We start from the raw sequence: 21,963 nt of genomic DNA on the forward strand, positions 1-21,963 counted from the left end.
AAAGTCCGGATGTCCTTAAAGCACTTTATCCAAATCACCAAGCCGGGGATCATTTTCGGTAACGTGCTTTCTGTGGCAGGCGGGTTCTTCCTGGCCTCGAAAGGGCATGTCGATCTGGCCATCTTCCTGGCGGCGATGATTGGCACGTCCCTGGTGGTGGCGTCCGGTTGCGTGTTCAACAACTGCATCGACCGCGACATCGACATCAAGATGGAGCGCACCAAAAACCGTGCACTGGTCCAAGGGTTGATCCCGGTACAACTGGCCCTGGCATTCGCCACGGTGCTGGGCGTGGCCGGTGTGGCGCTGTTGTACCGGGTGGCCAACCCGTTGGCGGCGCTGTTCGCGGTGATCGGTTTTGTCATCTACGTCGGTCTCTACAGCCTGTACCTCAAGCGCAAGTCGGTTCACGGCACGCTGGTGGGCAGTCTGTCGGGGGCGATGCCACCGGTGATCGGTTATGTGGCGGTCAGCAACAGCTTCGACATGGCTGCGCTGACGCTGCTGGTGATGTTCAGCCTGTGGCAGATGCCGCATTCCTATGCCATCGCGATCTTCCGCTTCAACGACTACCTGGCAGCCTCGATTCCGGTGTTGCCGGTCAAGCGCGGTATTCGCGTGGCCAAGAAGCACATCCTGCTCTACATCCTGGCCTTCCTGGTGGCGACCTTGATGCTGACCTTCAGCGGCTACGCCGGCATGAGCTACCTCGCCGTCGCCGCCGCCATGGGCATGTACTGGCTGTACATGGCCTGGACCGGCTACAAGGCCGTGGATGACACGGTGTGGGCACGCAAGCTGTTCGTGTTCTCGATCTTCACCATCACCGCCCTGAGCGTCATGATGTCCCTGGACTTCAAAGTGCCAAGTGAGCTGCTGCTGACCTACGCACCTTAAGCGCCAGATGCCCCACAAAAAGCCCCGCCTTCGAGAGAAGCGCGGGGCTTTTTCATGGGCGCTGCCCGGGGTGGTGATGTTCCTGTGGGAGTGGGCTTGCTCGCGAAGTCATCGGTGGGTTCGATATCTTTGGTGGCTGACCCACTGCTATCGCGAGCAGGCTCGCTCCCACAGATATGGGGTATGGCGCATCACCGGCGAACACTGCAGACCCCATGTGGGAGCGAGCCTGCTCGCGATGGCGGCGGCACATCCACCCTCCATTCAAACTGATTCACCGCCTTCGCGAGCAAGCCCGCTCCTACAGGCTTACTGCTGGGCGATGCTGTAGCCGTCAAAGGCCTTTTGCTGCTGCAAAGCGGTGATGATGCTTTTGCGGGTGGCCTGTTGTTCGGTGCCGTCGTTGTCCAGGAACAGGTCGTTTTCCAGTTCGGCCTCGTCCCCTTCGCCGACGAAATTGAAGCCCAGGAATTCGAAGGCCTCACGGTCGACGTTCGGCTTGGAACTCGGGGTGCGCAGGGGCAGGGTGACGCTTATGCCGTCCTTGCTGATGACAAACACTTGCGCTTCCTTCTTGGCTCGCGAGGCCTTGCCCTTGCTGCCGCTCGGGTTGCTGATGGCCTGGTGGGTCTGGTTCAGCACCTTCAAGGCCAGGCCATAGACCAACTCCTGGAAGGCCGGGTCATCCTTGTAGCTGGAGAGAATCCGGCTGATGGGGAAGCGGCTGCTCAGGTCTTCCAGCGCGGCGAAATCGGCAGCTTCGGCGTCCTTGAGCTGCTTGAGCTGGCCCATCAGTTCGTAGGCCTTGTCATCGTCGAACGCATCGTGAGCCTGGCGAATGGCGCTGCGCAGCTCGCGGATCTGGTCGCTCTCGCGGTTCGACTGGAAGGCATCCAACACCATCTCACTGATGGTCTTGGCTTGAGGCAGATGCTGTGAAAGATTGATGGAGTTTTCGTATTCCGCTTTGGACGACAAGGTGACTACGGATTCAGCGGTATTGGAATCGGACATTGAAATTTCACTACTTCTGTTAGCTGGATAAGACGAGAAAGGCGTTGAGCTTTTTTTCGGCCGCCTAATCTATTGGACACGGGCGGCGTTGTCACGGTTGATCCGGTGGCTGGTCGGCATTTGTTGCAGGCCACGGTGTTTTCGTACGCATCAGCGCCTCCAATCGCAATGCGTCGGGGATAGCCGCGCCACTGGCGGTGTTGTCGAAGATGCACCAGGTCGGTGTATCGGGTTCGCGTTTCAACTGCCGGGCGAGTTGCTCCAGCCAAATGTCTTCGTAGCGGGAGTAATAGATTCGCGGTGAGCCGTGCAACCGGTAGTAGCGCACCCCGAGCCAACCCCCGGGCTGGTCGCAGCCGGGCAAGGGCGATGGATCGGCGGCCACGCGGCCGATGTGTTCAGCGTGCAGCAATGCCGTGACGTGCTCGGCCAGCCAGCTTGGATGTCGGGGCTCAAGTACCGCGTGGCCCTGATAACGGTCCCGCAATGCCTTGAAAAACGATTCGGCCGCTCCGGCATCGAAGGCCAGTGACGGTGGCAGTTGGATCAACAGGCAGCCCAGCTTTTCCCCCAACTGCGAACACTGGCCGAGAAACTCATCCACAAGCCCGTCACAATCGCGCAACCGCCGTTCATGGGTGATCTGCTTGGGCACCTTGACCGAGAAGCGGAAGTCCGGCGCGACGCTGTCTGCCCACTTCGCATAGGTGGCGGGACGGTGCGGACGGTAGAACGAACTGTTGATCTCCACGGCCGGGAAGCGGGCGCTGTAGCGTTGCAGATGGGTGCCTTCCTCGGGAAAGTCCGGCCATTGTTCCCGGGGCAGCGACCAGCCGGCGCAGCCCAAATGAAAGTCAGGTGAAGAGCGAGATTGAATCGACAAGGGCAATGACCTGTAGCGTCTCTGATTTCGCTGGGTTGTTCTGTAGCCCTGAAAGGCTACATTTCCAAAAGTAGCCTCTCAGGGCTACTCCTACGTTTAGTCAGCGGATCTCGCCCATTTCTCCAAGGCAAATTCCACAAAACTGCGCAGCTTCGGCAACCGGTAGCGGTCCTGGGCGTAGATCAGGTTCATCGGCCGATGAGGCAGTTGATAATCCTGCAGCAACGCCACCAGGTACCCGTCCTTCAAATCCTGTTCCACCAGCGCATCGGGCAGCATCACCACGCCCATGCCGGCCAGGGCCGCGCGATGCAGCCCCGCCGAACTGTTGATCAGCATCGGTCCGTTCACCGGCACTTTGATTTCGCCGTCCGGGCCGTCGATGGGCCAGTGGTCCTGGGCGAAGCGCCACTCGTCACTGGCGGAATAGGCGAACGACAGGCAGTCATGTCGTTGCAGATCGGCGGGTTGTTCCGGGGTGCCCCGGCGGGCCAGGTAAGCCTTGGAAGCGCAGATCGTCAGGGTGTAGTCCATCAATGGACGGGCGATCAGTTTCGGATCGGACAGGCCGAGGCGGATGGCGGCATCGAAGCCGTGGTCGAGCAGATCCAGGCGCTGGTTGGTCAGAACCACGTCGAGTTTGACCTGCGGGTAGCGCTGGCTGAATTCGGCCAGGGCCGGTGCGAGGCGTTCGGTGCCGAAGGTCAGTGGCGCGGTGATGCGCAGGGTGCCGGTGGGTTCGCCTTGGGTCTGCTCGGCCAGGCGCTCGGAGTCGGCCACCAGTCCCAGGACTTCCAGGCAACGCTGATAATAGGTCGAGCCGAATTCCGTCAGGCGCTGACGACGGGTCGTGCGGTTGATCAGGCGCACTCCCAGGCGTTGCTCCAGTGCCCGAAGGTGATTGCCCACCATGGTGGTGGACATTTCGCACGCCTGGGCCGCCGCGGTCAGGCTCCCGGTTTCTACCACTTTGACGTAAACCGTCATTGCCTGGAACAGATCCATTATCAAGCCTGGCTTCTAAATGATTGAAGTAAAGCAGTGTTTATCCAGCAAGGGTGGCTAACCATACTGGAAAAAACCACTTGATGGAGCTTGATGTCATGACCGCTGCCTGCCTGATGACCACCTACCAACCCCTGGCGCTGAGTTTCACCCACGGGCTGGGGACGCGCCTGTGGGACCAGGACGGTCGCGAATACCTCGATGCGGTGGCCGGTGTGGCGGTGACCAATGTCGGTCACTCCCATCCCCGGTTGGTAGCCGCCATCAGCGAGCAGGCCGGTTTGCTGCTCCACACGTCGAATCTGTACAGCATCGACTGGCAGCAACGGTTGGCGCAAAAGCTCACGCAACTGTCGGGGTTGGAGCGGGTGTTTTTCAATAACTCGGGTGCCGAGGCCAACGAGACCGCGTTGAAGTTGGCGCGTCTCTACGGCTGGCACAAAGGCATTGAGCAGCCCCTGGTGGTGGTCATGGAAAACGCCTTCCACGGACGCACCCTGGGCACCCTGTCCGCCAGCGACGGCCCGGCAGTACGGCTGGGTTACAACCGCTTGCCGGGGGATTTCATAAAGGTGCCGTTTGGCGATCTCGCCGCGCTGGAAGACATCCAGCAAATCCACGGTGAACGCATCGTCGCGATACTGGTGGAGCCGATCCAGGGTGAAAGCGGCGTGCAAATGGCCCCGCCGGGCTACCTCAAGGCTTTGCGGCAGTTGTGCTCCCGGCGTGCCTGGTTGTTGATGCTTGACGAGATCCAGACCGGCATCGGCCGCACCGGCCAATGGTTCGCGTTTCAGCATGAGGGCATCGTGCCGGATGTCATGACCCTGGCCAAAGGGTTGGGCAATGGTGTGCCCATTGGCGCATGCCTGGCGCGGGGCAAGGCGGCCGAACTGTTCACTCCCGGCAGTCATGGCAGCACTTTCGGGGGTAATCCGCTGGCTTGCCGGGTCGGCTGCACGGTGTTGGACATCATTGAGGAGCAGGATCTGGTGGGCAACGCCAGGCGTCAGGGCGAGCAACTGCTCGTCCGGCTGCGGGCGGAACTGGCGGATAACCCGAACGTGCTGGCGATTCGTGGCCAGGGATTGATGATCGGCATCGAACTCAAGCAACCGGTCCGCGACCTGGCGCTTTGCGCCGCCCGGGACCACGGCTTGTTGATCAATATCACCCGGGGCAAGACCATCCGTTTGTTGCCGCCGTTGACGATTGATGGCCGGGAAATAGAGATGATTGTCCGGGGGGTAAGCCGCAGCCTTGTCCAATGATAAAATCGACCTGGGCGAAGCGCAGCGGAACGGAATTTTTAACGTTTGCTGCGTTCCAACGCCAGCCAGAGTCGATTGCCCATGCCCTGGCACATCAGATTGAAAACCCAGGAGCTTGTCCCATGTTCACCTCGCGTCGCTTGATCGTTGTCGCTACCGCCGTGGCCCTGTTGTCCGGCTGCGCGTCGCCTAACCCGTATGACAATCAGGGCCAGGCTTCCACGGATTCTTCAGGGATGAGCAAGACCGCCAAGTACGGCGGCCTCGGAGCCCTGGCCGGTGCACTGGCCGGTGCGGCCATCGATCACAACAATCGCGGCAAGGGCGCGTTGATCGGCGCTGCGGTCGTGGGCGCTTCCGCGGCAGGTTACGGTTACTACGCCGACCAGCAGGAAAAGAAACTGCGGGCCAGCATGGCCAACACCGGTGTTGAAGTGCAGCGCCAGGGCGACCAGATCAAACTGATCATGCCGGGCAACATCACCTTCGCCACCGACTCGGCGAACATTGCGTCCAGCTTCTACCAGCCGCTGAACAACCTGGCCAACTCCCTCAAGGAGTTCAACCAGAATCAGATCGAAATCGTCGGCTACACCGACAGCACCGGCAGCCGCCAGCACAACATGGACCTGTCCCAGCGCCGTGCCCAGAGCGTGGCGACCTACCTGACATCCCAGGGCGTCAGCGGTGCCAACCTGAGCGCCCGCGGGGCCGGTCCGGACAATCCGGTGGCCAGCAACGCCGACGTCAACGGTCGGGCGCAGAACCGTCGCGTCGAAGTCAACCTCAAGGCCATTCCGGGCCAGCAATACCAGGCACCGGCGCAGCAAGGGCAGACTTACCAGCAGTACCCGTGATTGCCTGACGGCAGTTGAAAACGGGGGGCCATGGAAACATGACCCCCCGTTTTTTTTCAGCCTGATGCCAGCCCTGTGGCGAGGGCGCTCGTTTCCACAGAATCTGGCACACCGCAGATCCACTGTGGGAGCGAGCCTGCTCGCGATAGCGGTCTACCGGCCTCGGTAAAGTCCCACCGTCAACGCGGCCCCAGCATCCGCGTCGGCGGTTTGCCGTTGGCGTTGTGCTGGTAGATCTGCGTGGGCTGGCCTTGCTCATTGAAAAACACCTGCCCGATCCCGGCCGAGTTCCACAAGCGCTCACCCGCCTCGGCATGTTCCGGGGTGTGGGGGATGATGCGCATGCGTCGGCGCTGGGTGAACCAGTTCAGGGGCGAGCGTGGGGCGTAGAGCCAACGGTTCAGGCGGTCGAACCATTCCAGCAGCACCGGCGGGAACTCATTCTTGATGCCGCTGCTGGTGACCTGCCAGATGCGTGGGCCACCCTTGCGATGGGGGATCAACACTTCGTAGACGAAGGAATAGTGCACATCCCCTGACAACACCACGTAGTTCCCCGGCGTCCGCGAGTGTCGGAAAATGTTCAGGATCACCTGGGCCGCACCGCGATGGGCCATCCAGTTTTCCGCGTCCACCAGCAGCGGATAACCACACCAACTGAACACCCGTTGCACGGTTTCGATCAGCTTCACGCCGAAGATCGGGGCCGGCGAAACGATGATCGCCGAAGGGTGGTCCAGCAGTTCCTGTTGCAGTTCGCTCAGGGCTTCCCAATCCAGCAAACCGGAGGGATGCCTGAGGTTGCGTTCGCTGCGCCAGCGGCGGGTGCGGGTGTCGAGCACCACCAGGGCAGGGGTGCTTGGCAACACGTAGTGCCACTGCTGGAAGCCCAGCAAGGTATCGATCAATTTGTCCTGGGGGCCGCTGTCCAGGTAGCGGTCCCGTGCCGTGTCGCTCAGGGCCACGGCCTGGCGAACCACCTCCTCGAACGCATCCGGGTTGTTGCCCCAGCCTTGGCAGAGCATGTAGGCGATCAATGCGTTGCCGATGATGCGTTTGGAGAACGGGTGGCCGTAGGCCGTTTCCTCCCACTGCGCGGACAGATTCCAGTCATCGGTGATGTCGTGATCGTCGAAGATCATCAGGCTCGACAGATGCGCGAACACCCGTGCCACACCACCCAGGCCGGCCTTGAAGCCATCGATGCGTTGCTGCTCCAACGCGTAGCGCTGGCGCCGCTCGACGGTCAGCTCGGGTGGCTGCGGGTCGATCAACGTCCAAGGCACCGGCGACCAGGTCAGCAGATACATCGCAATGACCTCGGCGAAGGTCACCAGGTGATTGTCGGCGCTGCTGCTGGTGAAAATCGGCTTGCGTGCGCCGCCGAAAAACCGCTCGCGCAGGGTTTCGTTGCTTTCCAGGGCCGGTAGCAGGTCGGCGCGATGGTAGTAGCTGGCCGGGTGTCGATAGAGCCTGGCGCTGTCTTCCACCACCGCACCGTCCAGGCGCTCCTCGAACAGCCCCAACCGCTCGATCAACGCATGAGTCGCCCGCAGCATCGGCCCGGCAACGTCGTCGGCGTAGATTTGATCGCCGCTCATCATCAGCAGTGCCGGCCGTTGCTCAGGCGCCTGGGCGAGCAGCCGGTCGACACAGAGCAAACCGTCGTTGGCCGGATGATGGGGTTTGCGACATGAGCCGTGGACCAGTTGGCCGATACGCGAGTGCAGCACGAAACTTGGGCGTTTCGCCTTGCCATACAACAAGTGTGGCGCCCATTCGGCGATGGGCGCGCCGTCCACCAGCAGGTCGTATTCAAGCGCGACGTCCTGGGGCAGGGGATGATCGAGCCGGACATCGATCAGGTGCACAAACGCTTGCTGCCCCACCGGCACCACCGTGCAGCGTTCGGTATCCAGCGCCAGATCGCTCACACCTTCCACTTGCAATGTCAACGCCAGCGACCGCGTCCCTACCAGCCACATCACCAACCGCGTGGGTTCCAGCCGCCGCAACAGCGGACCGACCAGGACGGGGGGCAGGGTGATGGAGATATCAGCAGTGGAAGGCATGCGCGGGTAAAGCCCTGGTTCAGAACGAGGAGGGGATCATAACGCAATGCGCTTTGGCACTGAGGAGGGGTGAACAAGAGCAGCAAAGCGACACGGCTCTTGTGGCGAGGGGATTTAGCGAAACGTCGCACCGCCCCGTTGGGCTGCGCAGCAGCCCCCTAACCATGAGCGAGCGATGTGCTCGTAGTTTGGATGGGGCCGCTTCGCGGCCCAGCGGGGATGAATCCCCTCGCCACAGGTCGCTCGATCACTGAACCTGATTGGCTGCTTGCGCCGCCTTGAGCAGATCCGTTCCGATCTCCTTCTCGAACTTCGCCCATACCGGCTTCATCTTGTCCCGCCAGGCGTTGCGCTGTTCCGGCGTGAGGGTAATGATCTCGGTGGTCTTGGCGTCCAGGACATGTTGCTTATCCTGCTGGTTCAACCGCTCTGCCTCACCGTTGGTATAGGTGGTCACCTCCGCCACGATCTTGTCCAATTCGCTGCGGATGTCCGGCGGCAGGCCATTCCAGAAATCGGACGTGGTGATCCACATGTAGTCGAGCGCACCGTGGTTGGTTTCGGTGACGTATTTCTGCACCTCATGCAGCTTCTGGTTGTAGAAGTTCGAATAAGGATTTTCCGCGCCATTGACGACACCTGCGCGCAAGGCCTGGTACGCCACGGAAAAAATCATTGGCTGCGCCTTGGCGCCCACTGCCTTGAACTGTTCTTCCAAGACTGCGGACGTCTGTATGCGGAACACCAGGCCACGGGCATCATCGGGCATGCGCAAGGGCTTGTTGGCCGACAACTGCTTCATGCCGTTGTGCCAATAAGCCAGGCCGGTGATGTTCTTGCTTTCCATGGACTTGAGCAGCTTCTGGCCTTCGGGGCTCTGTTGAAAGCGCTCCACCGCGGCCATGTCGTCAAACAGAAACGGCAGGTCGAACAGCTGCACGGTCTTGGTGTACTGCTCGAACTTGGCCAACGACCGCGCAATCATCTGCACATCTCCCAACAGCAGGGCCTCCATCTCTTTGTCGTCGTTGTACAAGGTGGAGTTGGGATACACCTCGACCTTCACTTTGCCTGCCAGTCGCTCCTCCACCAGCTTCTTGAACATCAACGCGCCCTGGCCCTTCGGAGTCTGTTCGGCCACGACGTGGGAAAACTTGATCACGATTGGTTCTGCCGCCATCGCGGTGGCCCCTGCACTGAGGACGAGGATGCAGAGGAGTGTCTTCCATATCGGCTTGAGCATTGCAGGCTTCCTTTTTATTGTCTTTATCGTACGGGTTCATTCAAAACCCGGCGTACAGCGGACCACGACAAGTCTAGGGGAAAAAAAGCAGACTGCAGGATGCCGTCCAAGTGGGGGGGTCGAGTGTCTGCTAGGCTACGTCGTCAGAATCGAGGAACCTAAGGAAGGGGCAGCATGTTTACATTCGATAAATTATGGAACAGTCATCCGCAGATATTCGGCGACGCCGCGCCCTGTAGAACCAAGGGCGCCAAGAACTTCAGCGACCAATGTGCGATCAGCCTCGGCGTCGCGCTGCGTCGCGCCGGTGCCGACATGAGCCAGCTCAAAAGCGTGCGCCATTGTTGGCAGCACCCCAAAAGCGAAGGGCACATATTGGCCGCCGAAGAGCTCGCCAACGCCTTGACCCGCGCCAGGATTCCCGGCTTGCAGCCCATGAAGACGGTCAAAAGTGAAGACTTCGAAGATGCCCTGAAAGGCCAGCAGGGCGTTATTTTCTTCAAGGACTTCTGGCGTCGGGCAAATGAAACCACTGCCGGTCGCAGTGGTGATCACATCGACTTATGGAATGGTCGACGCCTGACGGATTGGATGAGCTACGTGCGTATACAAATGGGTTTTTCGATCGAAGGTACGTTTTCGGATTTCCATGACTCCAAGGACATATGGTTCTGGAGGGTCATATGAACGTCATCAAGGGAACGTTGTTTGTCCTCCTGATCATTGCCCTGGCCGTCGGGGCGTTCAATCTGGTTTTCATCGCGGTCGGCAACTACTTTGGGCCGTTCTACGAAAGCGAGGCGGATCAGAGCCGTAACTTTGCAATCTGGTTGTTCGGTAATGCCGGGGTGGTGATCATCGCGGCGGTGGTCGGGGTCTTGTGGAATCGCCGGCGCAACCGCCGAATCTAACCGAGCCACAGCATCGCAGGAATGCTTCGGCACCCACAGGTCACAGCGACGCCCTGAAGGGCGCCGCTGCAAGGCTGAGACTCAAACCTTTGCAGGGTTCTGCTTTTGCGGATCAATGCCGCGAGGGCGATGAAGTGCCGATCCCCGGCGATGAAGTCAACGCGTTGATCTTGGAACCGAGGCGTCTTTATCGCGGGCAAGCCTTGCTCCCACAGTCGATCGGCAGTTCGGTCACTGAGCCTGGTTGAATCAACTCATCCCCAACCAGTTCGGCAACACCAGCGAGATCCATGGCACATAGGTAATCAGCACCAGGAACGCCAGCAGGATCATCAACCATGGCATGGCCGCGCGGATAGTGGCAGGCAAGGACATGCCGGTCACCGCCGAGGTCACGAACAGGTTCAGACCCACCGGCGGTGTAATCAACCCAATCTCCAGGTTCACCACCATGATGATGCCCAGGTGGATCGGATCGATGCCCAATTGCATGGCGATGGGGAACAGGATCGGTGCCAGGATCAGGATGATTGCCGATGGCTCCATGAACGCGCCAGCAACCAGCAGCACGATGTTCACCACCAGCAGGAACGTCACGGGCGTGAGCCCGGCATCGATCACCCATGCCGTGATTTGTTGGGGAAGCTGCTCAGTGGTCAGTACATGGGCGAAGAGCATGGCGTTGGCGATGATGAACATCAGCATGATGCTCAGCTTGGCCGACTCCAGCAGCACCTTCGGCGTTTCACGGAACGTGAGGTCCTTGTAGACGAACAAGGCGATGAACGCTGAATACACCGCAGCCACCGCAGCCGCTTCGGTCGGAGTGAACATCCCCGAATAGATCCCGCCGAGGATGATGATCATCAACAGCAGGCCCCACAGCGCTTTGCGTGCCGCAGACAGCCACTCGCGAAACGTTGCCCGGGGCAGGGCCGGCAGGTTCTTTTTCACGGCGACGATGTAGATCGCGATCATCAGCACGACGCCCAGCAGCACCCCGGGAATCACACCGGCCATGAACAGTTTGCCCACGGAGGTTTCGGTCGCGGCGGCATACACCACCATCACGATCGAGGGCGGAATCAGGATTCCCAGTGTCCCGGCGTTACACACGATGCCAGCACCGAATGCCTGTGGATAACCCGAGCGCACCATGCCGGCAATGGCGATGGAGCCGACCGCCGCCACCGTTGCCGGGCTTGAGCCGGACAGTGCCGCAAACAGCATACATGCCAGTACCGCGGCAATCGCCAGGCCGCCGCGGATGTGGCCGACACAGGCGTTGGCGAAGTCGATCAGCCGTCGCGCCACGCCGCCGGTGGTCATGAACGCGCCGGCCAGCAGGAAGAATGGAATGGCCAGCAATGTGTAGTGCTCGGACGTTTCGAACAGCTTGATCGCCAGGGAGCGTACCGAGTCCGGGCTGAAGAAAATAATGGTCAGCGAGCCGGCCAACCCCAACGAGATGGCAATAGGCACGCCGATCAGCATCAGGGTAAACAGTGCCGCAAACAGGAAGGCAATGGTCATGGTTTGTCTTCCTCGTGTTCGGTCAGCTTCATCGCTTCCGCCGCTTCATCGGCCAGGCCCAGTCCTGTCTGACGATTTCTCAGGATGCGCACGAGGATTTCCGCGAAGCGGATGAACACCAGGGCAAAACCCACCGGTACGATCAACCCGATGTGCCATTGCATGATGCCGAATTGACCCAGATCCTCGGCGCCGATCTGCGCGATCATCAACGTATTGATCCATTCATAGCTTGCCACCGCCAGCAGTCCGGCGTAGGTCAGGCAGAACAGGCAGGCGATCACCCCGATAAAGCGTTGTACCGGCTTGCTGGCCAGTTTCACCAGCGCATCGACGCCGATATGCCCGGCGGTGCGCACGCCATACGACAAGCCGAAAAAGATCAGCCAGCCGAACAGCGCCTTGGTCAGCGAGCTGCTCCAGGTCATGGCCTGGGCCATATTCATGATGCCGTCGCCAATGGCGAACGCCGGTTCACTGACGGCAGACCAGTTGTCGCCGATGCTGTAGAAGACGCTGTAGAGGTTGTTGAGCACCACATAGACGAAAGTGATCAACGTCATGGCGGCCAGAAGGAAGGCAATGAAACCTTCCTCGAAGTGTTCCCAGATGCGCCGAAAAGCGTTCATGGAGGACATCTCCTGCAGGGGGATGACAAGCCGGCGCTGCCAGGGCGGCAGCACCGGCCAACCCATTACTGAGCTTTATTGGAGGCTTCGGCCGCTTTGATCAGATCAGCACCGATGTCGCCTTCGAACTTCTTCCACACCGGTTTCATCTTGTCGCGCCATTCGCCACGCTGTTCAGGTGTGAGCGTGATGATTTCGGTGGTTTTGGCGTCGACGATTTTCTGCTTGGCATCCTGGTTCAGTTGTTCGGCTTCCTTGTTTACCTGGGTGGTGACTTCCTTGATGATCTTGTCCAGTTCGGCACGGACATCGGGTTGCAGGCCGTTCCAGAACGTGGTGTTGGTGATCAGCATATAGTCGAGTACACCGTGGTTGGATTCGGTGATGTACTTCTGAACTTCATGCATTTTCTGGCTGTAGATGTTCGAGTACGGGTTTTCCGCACCATTGACCACGCCGGTCTGCAGGCCTTGGTACACCTCGGCAAAACTCATCTTGCGCGGGTTGGCGTTCACCGCCTTGAACTGTTCCTCCAGTACGGCCGAGGCCTGTACCCGGAACTTCAGGCCACGGGCATCCTTGGGTTCACGCAGCGGCTTGTTGGCCGACAGCTGCTTCATGCCGTTGTGCCAATAAGCCAGCCCGGTGATGTTCTTGCTTTCCATGGACTTGAGCAGCTTCTGCCCATCAGGGCTCAACTGGAAGCGGTCCACGGCAGAAATGTCGTCGAACAGGAACGGCAAGTCGAACAACTGCACGCTCTTGGTGTATTGCTCGAACTTGGCCAGCGATGGCGCAATCATCTGTACATCGCCCAGCAGCAAGGCTTCCATCTCCTTACCGTCACCGAACAGCGAGGAGTTAGGGTAGACCTCCACCTTCACTTTGCCCGGGAGTCGTTCTTCCACCAGCTTCTTGAACAGCAACGCGCCCTGGCCCTTGGGCGTTTGTTCGGCCACCACGTGAGAGAACTTGATGATGACCGGATCAGCCGCCATGGCCGTGCTCAATGCACTGAGGGCGAGGGTACAGACGAGTGCTTTCCAGATTGGTTTGAACATTGTGGGGATACCTCGTTATTTTTGTATTTATCGTGCGGGCTCATTCAACCCTAACGCACGTTGGGACAGTTGCAAGTCTAGGCAGAAAACCGCCTGCCGGTGGAAGTCCTCTTTCAGTCCTTGTGAGATTCGCTTCAACAGCCTCAGAATCCCATCCGCCAGCCTCCACAGGCCGGGTGACCTGGAATACTTTTCAACTCGAAGGATTTACGGATGATCGACTTCAACAACAAAGGCTTCTTCAAACTCAAGCAGAACGACGAATATGCCGAACGTGTCACGGCCCTGCTGCTGGACGGCGAGCAGGTCATCGACGCTTACAAATCCATGCGCGATGGGGTGGTCTTCACCAACAAGCGCATCATCGCGGTGAACGTACAGGGCATCACCGGCAGCAAGAAGGATTTCACCTCCCTGCCATACAAGAACATTGTGGCTTACTCGGTCGAAACGTCCGGCACTTTCGATCTGGATTCCGAGCTGGAGATCTACTTCTCATCCCTGGGCAAGGTGAAGTTCGAGTTCACCGGCAAGACAGGGATCGTCGAGATCTCGAAGGTGATCTCCCGGCATCTCCTGGCTTGACCTCAGGACCCGCTGGGAGAGAGGGCGCCAGTAATCGGCGCCTGCCCTCACTCGAAATCCGTCCCACCGGACGTCAATACCAGTAAACGATAGACGCCGTTCTCCACTTCGATCCCATGGGTGTCATGGGTGAAGCCGGGGAAGGACCTATCGAAGCTCTCCAGTGCTTTCAGATAAGCCAGCAACGGTCCATCCGCGGGGCCGGTGTTTTCCCCCGGCATCAACAAGGGGATGCCCGGTGGGTACGGCACGATGCCGGTGGCGGCGATGCGTCCGGCTGCGTCCTCCAGGGTCACTTGCTCGACGTCGTTGCGCACCAGTTTTTCGTAGGCTTGCACCGGGCTGAACACGGCCTTGGGCAACGTGCCGAACGCCTGGGCCATGGTGGAGGTGGTCTTGGTCTTTTTCATCGCGGCGAAGATTTCATCGGCCAGGTCCTTGAGGCCCATGCCGGCGTAGCGCTGCTGGTTGGCGGTCAGCAGGTCCGGCAGGCACAGCTCCAGCTCGGTGTTTTCGTCATAGTCGCGCTTGAAGTCGAGCAGGGCGTTGACCAGGGTGCCCCATTTCCCTTTGGTGATGCCGATGGAGAAGAGAAACAGGATGGTGAAGTCGGTGGTCTTCTCGACCACGATGCCCTGGTGCTCCAGGTAGGCCGTCAGGACGCAGGCCGGGATGCCGAAGTCGAGCAGGTTTCCATCATCCCCCATGCCGGGGCTCAACACTGAGACCTTGATAGGGTCGAGCATGCAATAGCCTTCTTCGATATCGCCGAAGCCATGCCAGACCTCGTTCGGATGCAACACCCAGCAGCTCGGGTCCGTCTTGAGCAGCGTCGGATCGACTGCATGGAACGGCATCTGGCTGGCGCCAACGCGCACCGACGGCGGTTGCCAGCAGGTGAAGAACCATTCGTGCTTGCTCGACATCTCGTTGTGCATGCGCGACAGAACCTGGCGAAACGCGACGGCTTCCTCGATGGATTCGCTGGTCAGAATCTGCCCGCTCGGTGCTTCCATCATGGCCGAACTGACGTCGCAGGAAGCCATGATCGCGTAGTTGGGCGAGGTCGAGGCGTGCATCATGAACGACTCGTTGAACCGCCCGTGTTCGATCGGGTTGCGGCCATTGCGCACATGAATCATCGAGGCCTGGGACAAGGCAGCAATCAGCTTGTGTGTCGACTGTGTGGCGAACACGGTTGGCTTCGAATCGTCGTGATCGTCGGGGTCGCCATGCATGGCGAAGCGGTCGCGGTACAGCGGGTTGAAACGTGCATAGCCGTACCAGGCTTCGTCGAAATGCAGGCGGTCGACGCTTTGTCCGAGCAGTTCTTCTACGCGGGTGACGTTGTAGGTCAGGCCGTCGTAGGTGGAGTTGGTGATGATCGCGTGCACCGGTGTCGGGTCGATGCCTTTCTTGACCAGCGGGTTATTCGCGATGGCCGCTTTAACCCCGTCGGCGCTCAGGGTCTGCGGCAGGATCGGGCCGATGATGCCGTAGCGGTTGCGGGTGGGGACCAGGTAGGTGGGCAGCGCGCCCGACAGGGTCATCGCATGCTCGGCCGACTTGTGGCAATTGCGGTCGCAGAGGGCGATCTGGTTGCGGGTGACGCTGGCCATGAGGATCACGCGGTTGGACATCGAGGAACCGTTGGTCACGTAGTACGTGCGATGGGCGCCGAACACCTTGGCCGCATAGCGCTCACCCTGGCCGATGGGACCACTGTGATCCAGCAGCGAGCCCAGCTCCCCGACCGAAATGGACAGGTCCGCACGCAACAGGTTCTCCCCGAAGAACTCGTAGAACGCCCGACCTGCGGTGCTCTTGAGAAACGCTGTGCCGCCTGCATGTCCGGGAGTGTGCCAGGAGTATTCGTAGGAACTGGCAAACCTGACCAGAGCACCGAACATCGGTGGCAGGGAGGCTTTGCGATACCGCTCGATGGCCGCCAGGACTCGCCCGCTGAGGAAACGGCTGGTGTCCTCCGGCAGCCAGATGAAGTCGTCGGCGTATTGCATGACCACCAGGGGAATACTGGAGGCGCTGCTGCGATCGCTGATCAGGAAGACCGGTACCCGGGTGTTGCGTTCACGCAGATTGGTCAGCAGCTTGATGCACTCGTCATGGTCCTCGCTGTCGTCCATTTCCCAACTGAGCAGGACACATTGAATCGCCGGGTCCGAATTCAGGATCGACGTGGCGTCGCTCAGGGATTCCGACACCAGCAGGCTGATGGCCCGTTGCTCCACGTCGCTGATCAGCTGAAGCAGGGCACGACCGAAGACTGTGCGTTTATCCGGCGGGCTGCTGACCAGCAGGGTGAGCATCCCCAGAGTGTGCTTGTTTTCCGTCATGGCAGGCCCCCGAAGTGGCTTTATTCAAGTGGTTCACAGGTACTGGCTCGCCTCTGGATGTTGTGCGCTGACGGTTTGCGTCGGCGCACTGTTATTGAGCGCTTCGAGGCGAATGAGGCGGGTGTTGATGAAGCCGAACAACGTGCAGCCGAAAAGGGTCGCCACGCCACCGAGCATCATTGCCTGTTCGCCCGAGCTGTAGAGCGCGAGATAACTGTAGGCCGCCGCTACCCAGGCAATGATGTTGGTGACCAAGGCCTTGCCGGCGGGGACGTTGGACACTTTTTGCAGGGTCATCAATGCGGCCATCGAGAGGATGTAGGGCACCAGGTTGGTGACCACCGCGAGGTTGACGAGAATGTTGAACTGCTTGCTCAGGTCAGGGCTGATGGTGAGCAAGCCCAGTGCCGTTTGCGCGGCAAGCAGCACCAGCATGCCGACAATCGGCGTACCGGCTTTGTTGGTCTTGGCGAAGATCGGCAGGAAATATCCCGTGTCCGCCGAGCTTTTGTAGACCTGGGCAATGGTGAACTGCCATCCCAGCAACGAACCGATGCAGGCCAACACCATCAATCCCATCACGATATCGCCCACGAACGGGGTGAACATCTTGGCGAAAACCAGCCCGAACGGCGCCGTGGATGCGGCCAGTTCGGGGTTGTCGACGATCCCGGCAATCACGTTGGTGGAGACAATGTAGAGCGCCGCTGCCCCCAGCGTGCCGCCCAGCACCGCAATGGGCACGTTCTTCTCGGGATTCTCCACGGCGTCAGTATTGGCACACGCCGACTCCAGGCCGAGAAAGGCCCACAAAGTGATCGCCACGGAAGCCCCCGCCGCGTCGTACCAGCTCTTGTCATGCGGGTTCCAGCCGGCAGCGTAGATACTGCTGTCGAACCAGAACCAGCCGATGGTCGAGACAAGCGCCACCGGCGCGATGACCCCCCACACGGTGACCGAACCGATCCGGCCGGTGATCCGCGCACCGCCGAAATTGGCGAGCGTGGTGATCCACAACAGCGCGATGGTCGCCAGCCCCACTTGCAGGGCATCCAGCCGGACCTGCAGAAGTTCCTGGATGTAGCCTACGGCGGTAATGCTGATCGCCACGTTGGCGATCAGCAGCGACAGGCCATAGGTGTAGTTGGTGATGTAGTTGCCGCCCTTGCCGAAGGTATATTCGGCGTAGCCCCCCATGCCACCGGTCTTGCGACTGAGCATTCCGCAGCGGGCGAACGAATAGGCCAGCGCCAATGAACCGGTGGCCGTGACCAGCCAGGAGAGGATAGAAATGCCCCCGACCTCGGCGAGTTTGGTGGGCAACAACACAATGCCTGAGCCGAGCATGTTCACGGCGGTCAGCATGGTCAATTGCATCACCGTCATCTTCTCGGTGACTGACATCCCTGCCTCACTCAAACGCACAGTAAAGACTTAGCTATAGCTGAAGATAGAGATGTCGCAAGGCTTTGCGTGGTGAGTTCGGGGGGCCGGTAGTGTGGAAAAACCTTCGGCGTCGCCTCGGGTTCAGTGGCCCGGAAACTCAGGCAGGTAACACGCAGGCGAACTCATTTGCGCCCGTTTTTCCACCTCATCCTCCAACCATTCGGCCAGCACCACGGCATTGTTTTCGAGGGGCGATCGGGCTGCGTAGACCAGGGTGAGGGTGCCATTGCAGGCGATGTCGACCAGCTTCCACCAATGCTGCGGTTGCGCGCCCAGTTCCTGGCGATAAGCCGTTTTGAACTGATCGAAGGAGATCTCACCGCCCTTGAATGCCTTGCGCAGCTCAGGGGATGGAGCGACGTCCTGGAGCCATGCGTCGATGCTCAACGCGTCCTTGCGGCAGTTGCGCGGCCACAGGCGGTCGACCAGCACGCGCTGGCCATCGTCGAGGGCGGGCGCTTCGTAGGCGCGTTTGCATTGGATCATCACGAGCGGCCTGTCGCGGGGATTGGGTCAGCATAGGCCTTGGCGGCTGGGTTATCACGGGAGAAAGGCGATACCAGATGAGATGCCGACGGAGCGGACGCAAAGATGCCCGAGCAAACACGGAACCTGTGGGAGCCGAGCTTGCTCGCGATGGCGGCGGTCCGTCCGACATTGATGCAAGCTGACCCAACGCCATCGCGAGCAGGCTCGCTCCCACAATGGTTCTGTGTAGGCGAGAGATTTGTGTTCACCACGAATCCCTGTGGGAGCGAGCCTGCTCGCGATGGCGGTATGTCAGCCGACGATGGTGTGTCGGCTGCCACGGACCACGCATTGCGTCACTGAGCGTCCAGCAACTGCCGCAATCGCGGCATCGTTGCCGCGAATCCCATCTGCTGCGCCTCGCGTTGGAGCCCTTTCAACGGCTCCTCCTTCGTTTGATCGCCCCGCAACCACTGGCCTGCCACGTCGATCAGCCGCACATGATGATTGACCCACGCGCATGAAGCGGACTCGGGCAGTACTGCCATCTGCTGTCCATGCCGGATTGCCTGTTCGATGTTCCCCGCCAGCAGACAGGTTTCAGCGGCAGCTACGCGAAAGCGCAGGGTATTGTGGGCGAGGCACGCTTGGGTGAGTTGAGTTTCGCCCTTCAATAGCGCCTGTTCGCTGAGCTGCGGATCGTCGACCATCATCGCCAGGCTGCCGTAGATCCAGGGTCCGATGTAGCGGTGCAGGTCGAAGCGTTCAACCAGGCTTGCTGCGTCCATGATCAACGTCTGCGCCAGCTCGCGTTCACCCTGGTGCAAGGCCACCCGTGCCAGCCCTTCCAGCAGGATCGCTTCGAAACGGCTGGCGCCCAGGTTGCGCGCCAGTTCAAGGGCACAGGTCAGTTGCTGCTCTGCCGACGCCTGCTGAGCACTTGCCGCCAGCACCCAGGAGGCGGTCAGGCGCGAGAACACTTCCGCCCGATGGTTGCCGATCCTGCGGCTGCATTCGATGGCCTCCGTGGCGTCGCGCAACGCCAGGTGCGGCTGGCCCAGGTAGAACTGCGCCGAGCCGCGGGCGCTGCGATTGCCCGCTTCCACGTCCACCAACCCATGGCGCTCGCACAGGCGCACGCATTGGTCGAAGACTTCGTAGGCGGTCTGCATGTGCCCTTGGGCGTAGTAGGAGTCGCCGATCCCGCTCAGGGCCTTGGCCTCGGTTTCCAGATCCCCGCCGATCCTCGCAAAGGAGAGCGCCTCTTCGTGCAAGCGGCGACACTCGACATAGTCACCGCGCGGAAAGTAGATATTGCCGTGCAACTGATGCAGCCGGGCCAGTGCCGTGTGGGCGCGCAGGGCCTGGGCAACGGGCAGCATGTCTTCGATCAGGCGTTCTTCTTCGTCCAGGCACTCGAGGGTATTGAGGACTGCCGCCAGGCCCAGCGCCGACTCGATCCGGTCCTGCGGCTGTTCCGCTAATGCCAGCGCCCGCTGGAAATGCTCCCGCGCTTGCGCCGTCTGGCCAAGGCCTGAACAGGCTTGGCCGCACAAGAACGCAAGGGAAAAACTGCCGTGGGTGCGCTCGCCGAACACCGCACATTGATGTGCCAGCGCGAGCACGCTGTCGTACTGGCAGGCGAGGCGCTTTTCGTCCATGGCCGCCAGCAGCGCATCGAACGCTGCCGGGTCTTTGGCTCGCAGCAGATGCTGGGCATGGAGCACCCGGTCGCGCTCGCGGTATAGCTTCGCTACCGTCCGATGCAACTGTTCACGCAGCACGTCGGGGATCGCGTCGTAAAGGCAATGCATGACCAGGTCATGGACGAACAGGTAGTTTCCCGGCTCGACTTCGCGCAGCAGCCCTTGGCGCATGTCCGCCGTCGGCAGATAGTCAGGTTGTCCAAGTGCCTCGCGCCAGAGCGTCAGTTCGAAACGATTGCCCAGTACCGCAGCGTAGTGCAGGGCGCGACGCTGGTGCGAGGCCAGCTTGTCGAAACGGGTCTGGATCAGGTGTCGCAGGCTGTCGGGGAAAGTACCTTCCTGGCTCGCCAGCAACTGCGTCAGGTACAACGGGTTGCCTTGGGCGCGGATGACGCAATCGGCGCGGTAATGCGGGTCGACATCAATGAACTGAGCGGCCAGGGCGGAGGCCTCCCGTGCGCGGATCGGCGCGATGTCGAGCACGCTCATGGGCGTGTTCGCGTGCGCTCGGATTGCGTTTTCCAGCGGGTCGCCTTCGGGGCGGGACGTCAGCAGCCAGACGATGGGCGCGTCGTCCGTGGCATCGAGCAGTTTGCCCAGCAGCGTAAACAATGGAGCGTCGCCCCAGTGCAGGTCCTCCAGGCCAATCAGCAAGGGCTGTTGCACCGCTATTCGCCGCAACACCTCGAGCAAGGCGAGCAGCAGCCCCTGTGTGCGAGCCGGGCTGCTCATCGCTGCATACAACGCGGGCGGCTCGGCGGATGAAACAGCCGTCAGGACCTGGAGGAACATCCAATGTTCGGGCGCCACTTTCAGGCGGGATAACCCGGCCTCCAGCTGCGAAGCATTGATCGACGTAGCGCCAGCGACACCCAGCAAGCTGCCCACCAACTGCCCCAACGGCCAGAGGCTGTTGTCCATGCCGAAGTCCAGCACATCGGCACGATGACAAGCGAAACCGCTTTGCCGGGCGATGTCGAAATACTCGCTGACCAGCCGTGTCTTGCCGATGCCCGCCATGCCGCGCACATAGACCACATGGCCGTCCTGGCACTCGTGGGTGGCCTCGATCACGCCCTTGAATTGCAGCAACTCAATGGCCCGTCCCACCAACGGTCGGGGCGCGTTTTCGTCGAGGCTGCGCAGGCGCCGACACTTTCGATAGGCGGCAAAGGCCTCGTCGGTGGAGGAAAACTCGAAGCGCGAAGCGAGTTGTTCCAGCAAGTTCTGCGCGACATACACCGGTGCGTGACCGTGTCGATCCGACAACGGCTGTTGCGCCAGCAGGATTGCATCGCCCTCCGGCATTGTCGTTTCGCTGCCCAGGCGCACCAGCCGCAGCAACAAGGCGTGCCCCGGCTTTACGAATTGCTCCCGGCTCAGCGCCAGTGCGCACAGCAGGCCACGTTCGCTGTCGCTGCGATAGGCTTGAGGTGAGCCGAACCGCGCGATGACGACATCCTGGGCGATGACGGGGGCTGCGCCGCCGAACTGCCGGACCAGGCGTTCGATGTCGTCCGCCAATACCTCGGGCACCCCCTCGATGGCAAAAGACAGTTCCAGCACGTAGCGGATGACCGCGTCGTCGGCTTGTTTCAGCGTCTGTTGTGCCAGGGCCTTCTCATGCAACTCGGTGACCGATTGCTCGATCTCCACCAGCATCGTCGACACAGCAGCGCCCAACAACGCACTCACGTCGACATCGAAGGCCGTCGCCAGGTGACGGGCCGTGCGGTAGAGCACCGGTTTGCCGGTTTCGGCGCGTTTGATGGAGGCGATGGATACGCACAGGTGCCGGTTCAGGCAGGCTTCGGCCAGGGTCTCCTGGCTCAGGCCATGTTGTTTGCGCAGCCCTTTCAACAGCCCGGCGTCCAGCAGTACACGGCCATCGGACACCGAAGCTTCGCGCTTGGTTGGAGCAGGGAGCACGCGGTGTCTGGAGTCCATGTTGATCGCCAGGGGAAGTCAACGGCAGACGCCCGAGTCTACTCCTCTCCATCCGCGACGTTAATGAAAAGATGGCATTTT

At 60.6% G+C, this 21,963-nt stretch carries 17 protein-coding genes and 1 pseudogene; 6 read left to right on the plus strand and 12 right to left on the minus strand.

What is annotated here, in order from left to right; translation table 11 throughout:
- Positions 1–9 precede the first annotated feature (9 nt).
- Positions 10–897, plus strand: coding sequence for a heme o synthase (cyoE, locus tag FGE05_RS14335; protein WP_025211928.1), 888 nt, complete (start codon positions 10–12; stop codon positions 895–897).
- A 309-nt stretch (positions 898–1,206) separates the two neighbouring features.
- Here the strand turns inward: cyoE and FGE05_RS14345 are convergent, their stop codons facing one another.
- From FGE05_RS14345 to FGE05_RS14355, 3 genes are all read right to left on the minus strand, one after another.
- Positions 1,207–1,911: a hypothetical protein gene (locus FGE05_RS14345; RefSeq protein ID WP_047699663.1), complete on the minus strand. Its 705-nt coding sequence runs from the start codon at positions 1,909–1,911 to the stop codon at positions 1,207–1,209.
- Positions 1,912–2,002: 91 nt separating this feature from the next.
- Positions 2,003–2,794, minus strand: a complete 792-nt coding sequence (locus FGE05_RS14350) for a DUF72 domain-containing protein (RefSeq protein WP_139645896.1) — start codon at positions 2,792–2,794, stop codon at positions 2,003–2,005.
- A gap of 96 nt (positions 2,795–2,890) precedes the next feature.
- Positions 2,891–3,799: a LysR family transcriptional regulator gene (locus FGE05_RS14355; RefSeq protein WP_139645899.1), complete on the minus strand. Its 909-nt coding sequence runs from the start codon at positions 3,797–3,799 to the stop codon at positions 2,891–2,893.
- 98 nt (positions 3,800–3,897) lie between these two features.
- On the opposite strand from FGE05_RS14355, the gene FGE05_RS14360 reads away from it, so the two are divergent.
- Together FGE05_RS14360 and FGE05_RS14365 are read left to right on the plus strand one after the other, a co-directional pair.
- Positions 3,898–5,070 (plus strand): aspartate aminotransferase family protein, encoded by a 1,173-nt coding sequence (locus FGE05_RS14360; RefSeq protein ID WP_139645901.1) that lies wholly within the window; start codon positions 3,898–3,900, stop codon positions 5,068–5,070.
- Positions 5,071–5,192: 122 nt separating this feature from the next.
- Positions 5,193–5,927, plus strand: coding sequence for an OmpA family lipoprotein (locus FGE05_RS14365; RefSeq protein WP_024777561.1), 735 nt, complete (start codon positions 5,193–5,195; stop codon positions 5,925–5,927).
- Positions 5,928–6,106: 179 nt separating this feature from the next.
- Here FGE05_RS14365 and FGE05_RS14370 read toward each other — a convergent pair whose 3' ends face one another.
- Both FGE05_RS14370 and FGE05_RS14375 read right to left on the minus strand, forming a co-directional pair.
- On the minus strand, positions 6,107–7,999 hold the full coding sequence (locus tag FGE05_RS14370) for an alkaline phosphatase D family protein (protein WP_139645903.1): 1,893 nt from the start codon (positions 7,997–7,999) through the stop codon (positions 6,107–6,109).
- 247 nt (positions 8,000–8,246) lie between these two features.
- Positions 8,247–9,242, minus strand: a complete 996-nt coding sequence (locus FGE05_RS14375; protein WP_139645905.1) for a TRAP transporter substrate-binding protein — start codon at positions 9,240–9,242, stop codon at positions 8,247–8,249.
- Between the two features lie 174 nt (positions 9,243–9,416).
- Here FGE05_RS14375 and FGE05_RS14380 point away from each other — a divergent pair, with 174 nt between their 5' ends.
- Both FGE05_RS14380 and FGE05_RS14385 read left to right on the plus strand, forming a co-directional pair.
- Positions 9,417–9,929 carry a type VI secretion system amidase effector protein Tae4 gene (locus tag FGE05_RS14380; protein ID WP_047699671.1) on the plus strand — a complete coding sequence of 171 codons (513 nt, stop codon included), beginning with the start codon at positions 9,417–9,419 and terminating at the stop codon, positions 9,927–9,929.
- Positions 9,926–10,153, plus strand: a complete 228-nt coding sequence (locus FGE05_RS14385; protein WP_139645907.1) for a hypothetical protein — start codon at positions 9,926–9,928, stop codon at positions 10,151–10,153. The genes FGE05_RS14380 and FGE05_RS14385 overlap by 4 nt, the downstream gene beginning before the upstream one ends.
- Positions 10,154–10,402: 249 nt before the next feature.
- Here the strand turns inward: FGE05_RS14385 and dctM are convergent, their stop codons facing one another.
- From dctM to dctP, 3 genes are all read right to left on the minus strand, one after another.
- Positions 10,403–11,686, minus strand: a complete 1,284-nt coding sequence (gene dctM / locus FGE05_RS14390) for a C4-dicarboxylate TRAP transporter large permease protein DctM (RefSeq protein ID WP_139645909.1) — start codon at positions 11,684–11,686, stop codon at positions 10,403–10,405.
- Complete coding sequence (locus FGE05_RS14395) at positions 11,683–12,315, minus strand: TRAP transporter small permease (RefSeq protein WP_139645912.1); 633 nt, start codon at positions 12,313–12,315, stop codon at positions 11,683–11,685. Before FGE05_RS14395 ends, dctM begins: the two co-directional genes overlap by 4 nt.
- Before the next feature lie 65 nt (positions 12,316–12,380).
- Positions 12,381–13,376, minus strand: coding sequence for a C4-dicarboxylate TRAP substrate-binding protein DctP (gene dctP / locus FGE05_RS14400; protein ID WP_047699677.1), 996 nt, complete (start codon positions 13,374–13,376; stop codon positions 12,381–12,383).
- Between the two features lie 213 nt (positions 13,377–13,589).
- Here dctP and FGE05_RS14405 point away from each other — a divergent pair, with 213 nt between their 5' ends.
- On the plus strand, positions 13,590–13,961 hold the full coding sequence (locus tag FGE05_RS14405; protein WP_039592153.1) for a PH domain-containing protein: 372 nt from the start codon (positions 13,590–13,592) through the stop codon (positions 13,959–13,961).
- Positions 13,962–14,008: 47 nt separating this feature from the next.
- Here the strand turns inward: FGE05_RS14405 and FGE05_RS14410 are convergent, their stop codons facing one another.
- The 4 genes and pseudogenes from FGE05_RS14410 to FGE05_RS14425 all read right to left on the minus strand — a co-directional run bounded on the left by FGE05_RS14410 (position 14,009) and on the right by FGE05_RS14425 (position 21,882).
- Entirely contained in the window at positions 14,009–16,315 is a 2,307-nt protein-coding gene (locus tag FGE05_RS14410; RefSeq protein WP_139645914.1) for an Orn/Lys/Arg decarboxylase N-terminal domain-containing protein, read from the minus strand.
- A gap of 13 nt (positions 16,316–16,328) precedes the next feature.
- Positions 16,329–17,719: pseudogene (gene potE, locus FGE05_RS14415) on the minus strand (putrescine-ornithine antiporter); the annotation flags it as partial.
- A 123-nt stretch (positions 17,720–17,842) separates the two neighbouring features.
- Positions 17,843–18,247, minus strand: coding sequence for a DUF488 domain-containing protein (locus tag FGE05_RS14420; RefSeq protein ID WP_139645917.1), 405 nt, complete (start codon positions 18,245–18,247; stop codon positions 17,843–17,845).
- A 338-nt stretch (positions 18,248–18,585) separates the two neighbouring features.
- Complete coding sequence (locus tag FGE05_RS14425) at positions 18,586–21,882, minus strand: tetratricopeptide repeat protein (protein ID WP_139645919.1); 3,297 nt, start codon at positions 21,880–21,882, stop codon at positions 18,586–18,588.
- Positions 21,883–21,963 lie beyond the last annotated feature (81 nt).

This window comes from Pseudomonas sp. ICMP22404, from assembly GCF_006227205.1.
Taxonomy (GTDB): Bacteria; Pseudomonadota; Gammaproteobacteria; order Pseudomonadales; family Pseudomonadaceae; genus Aquipseudomonas.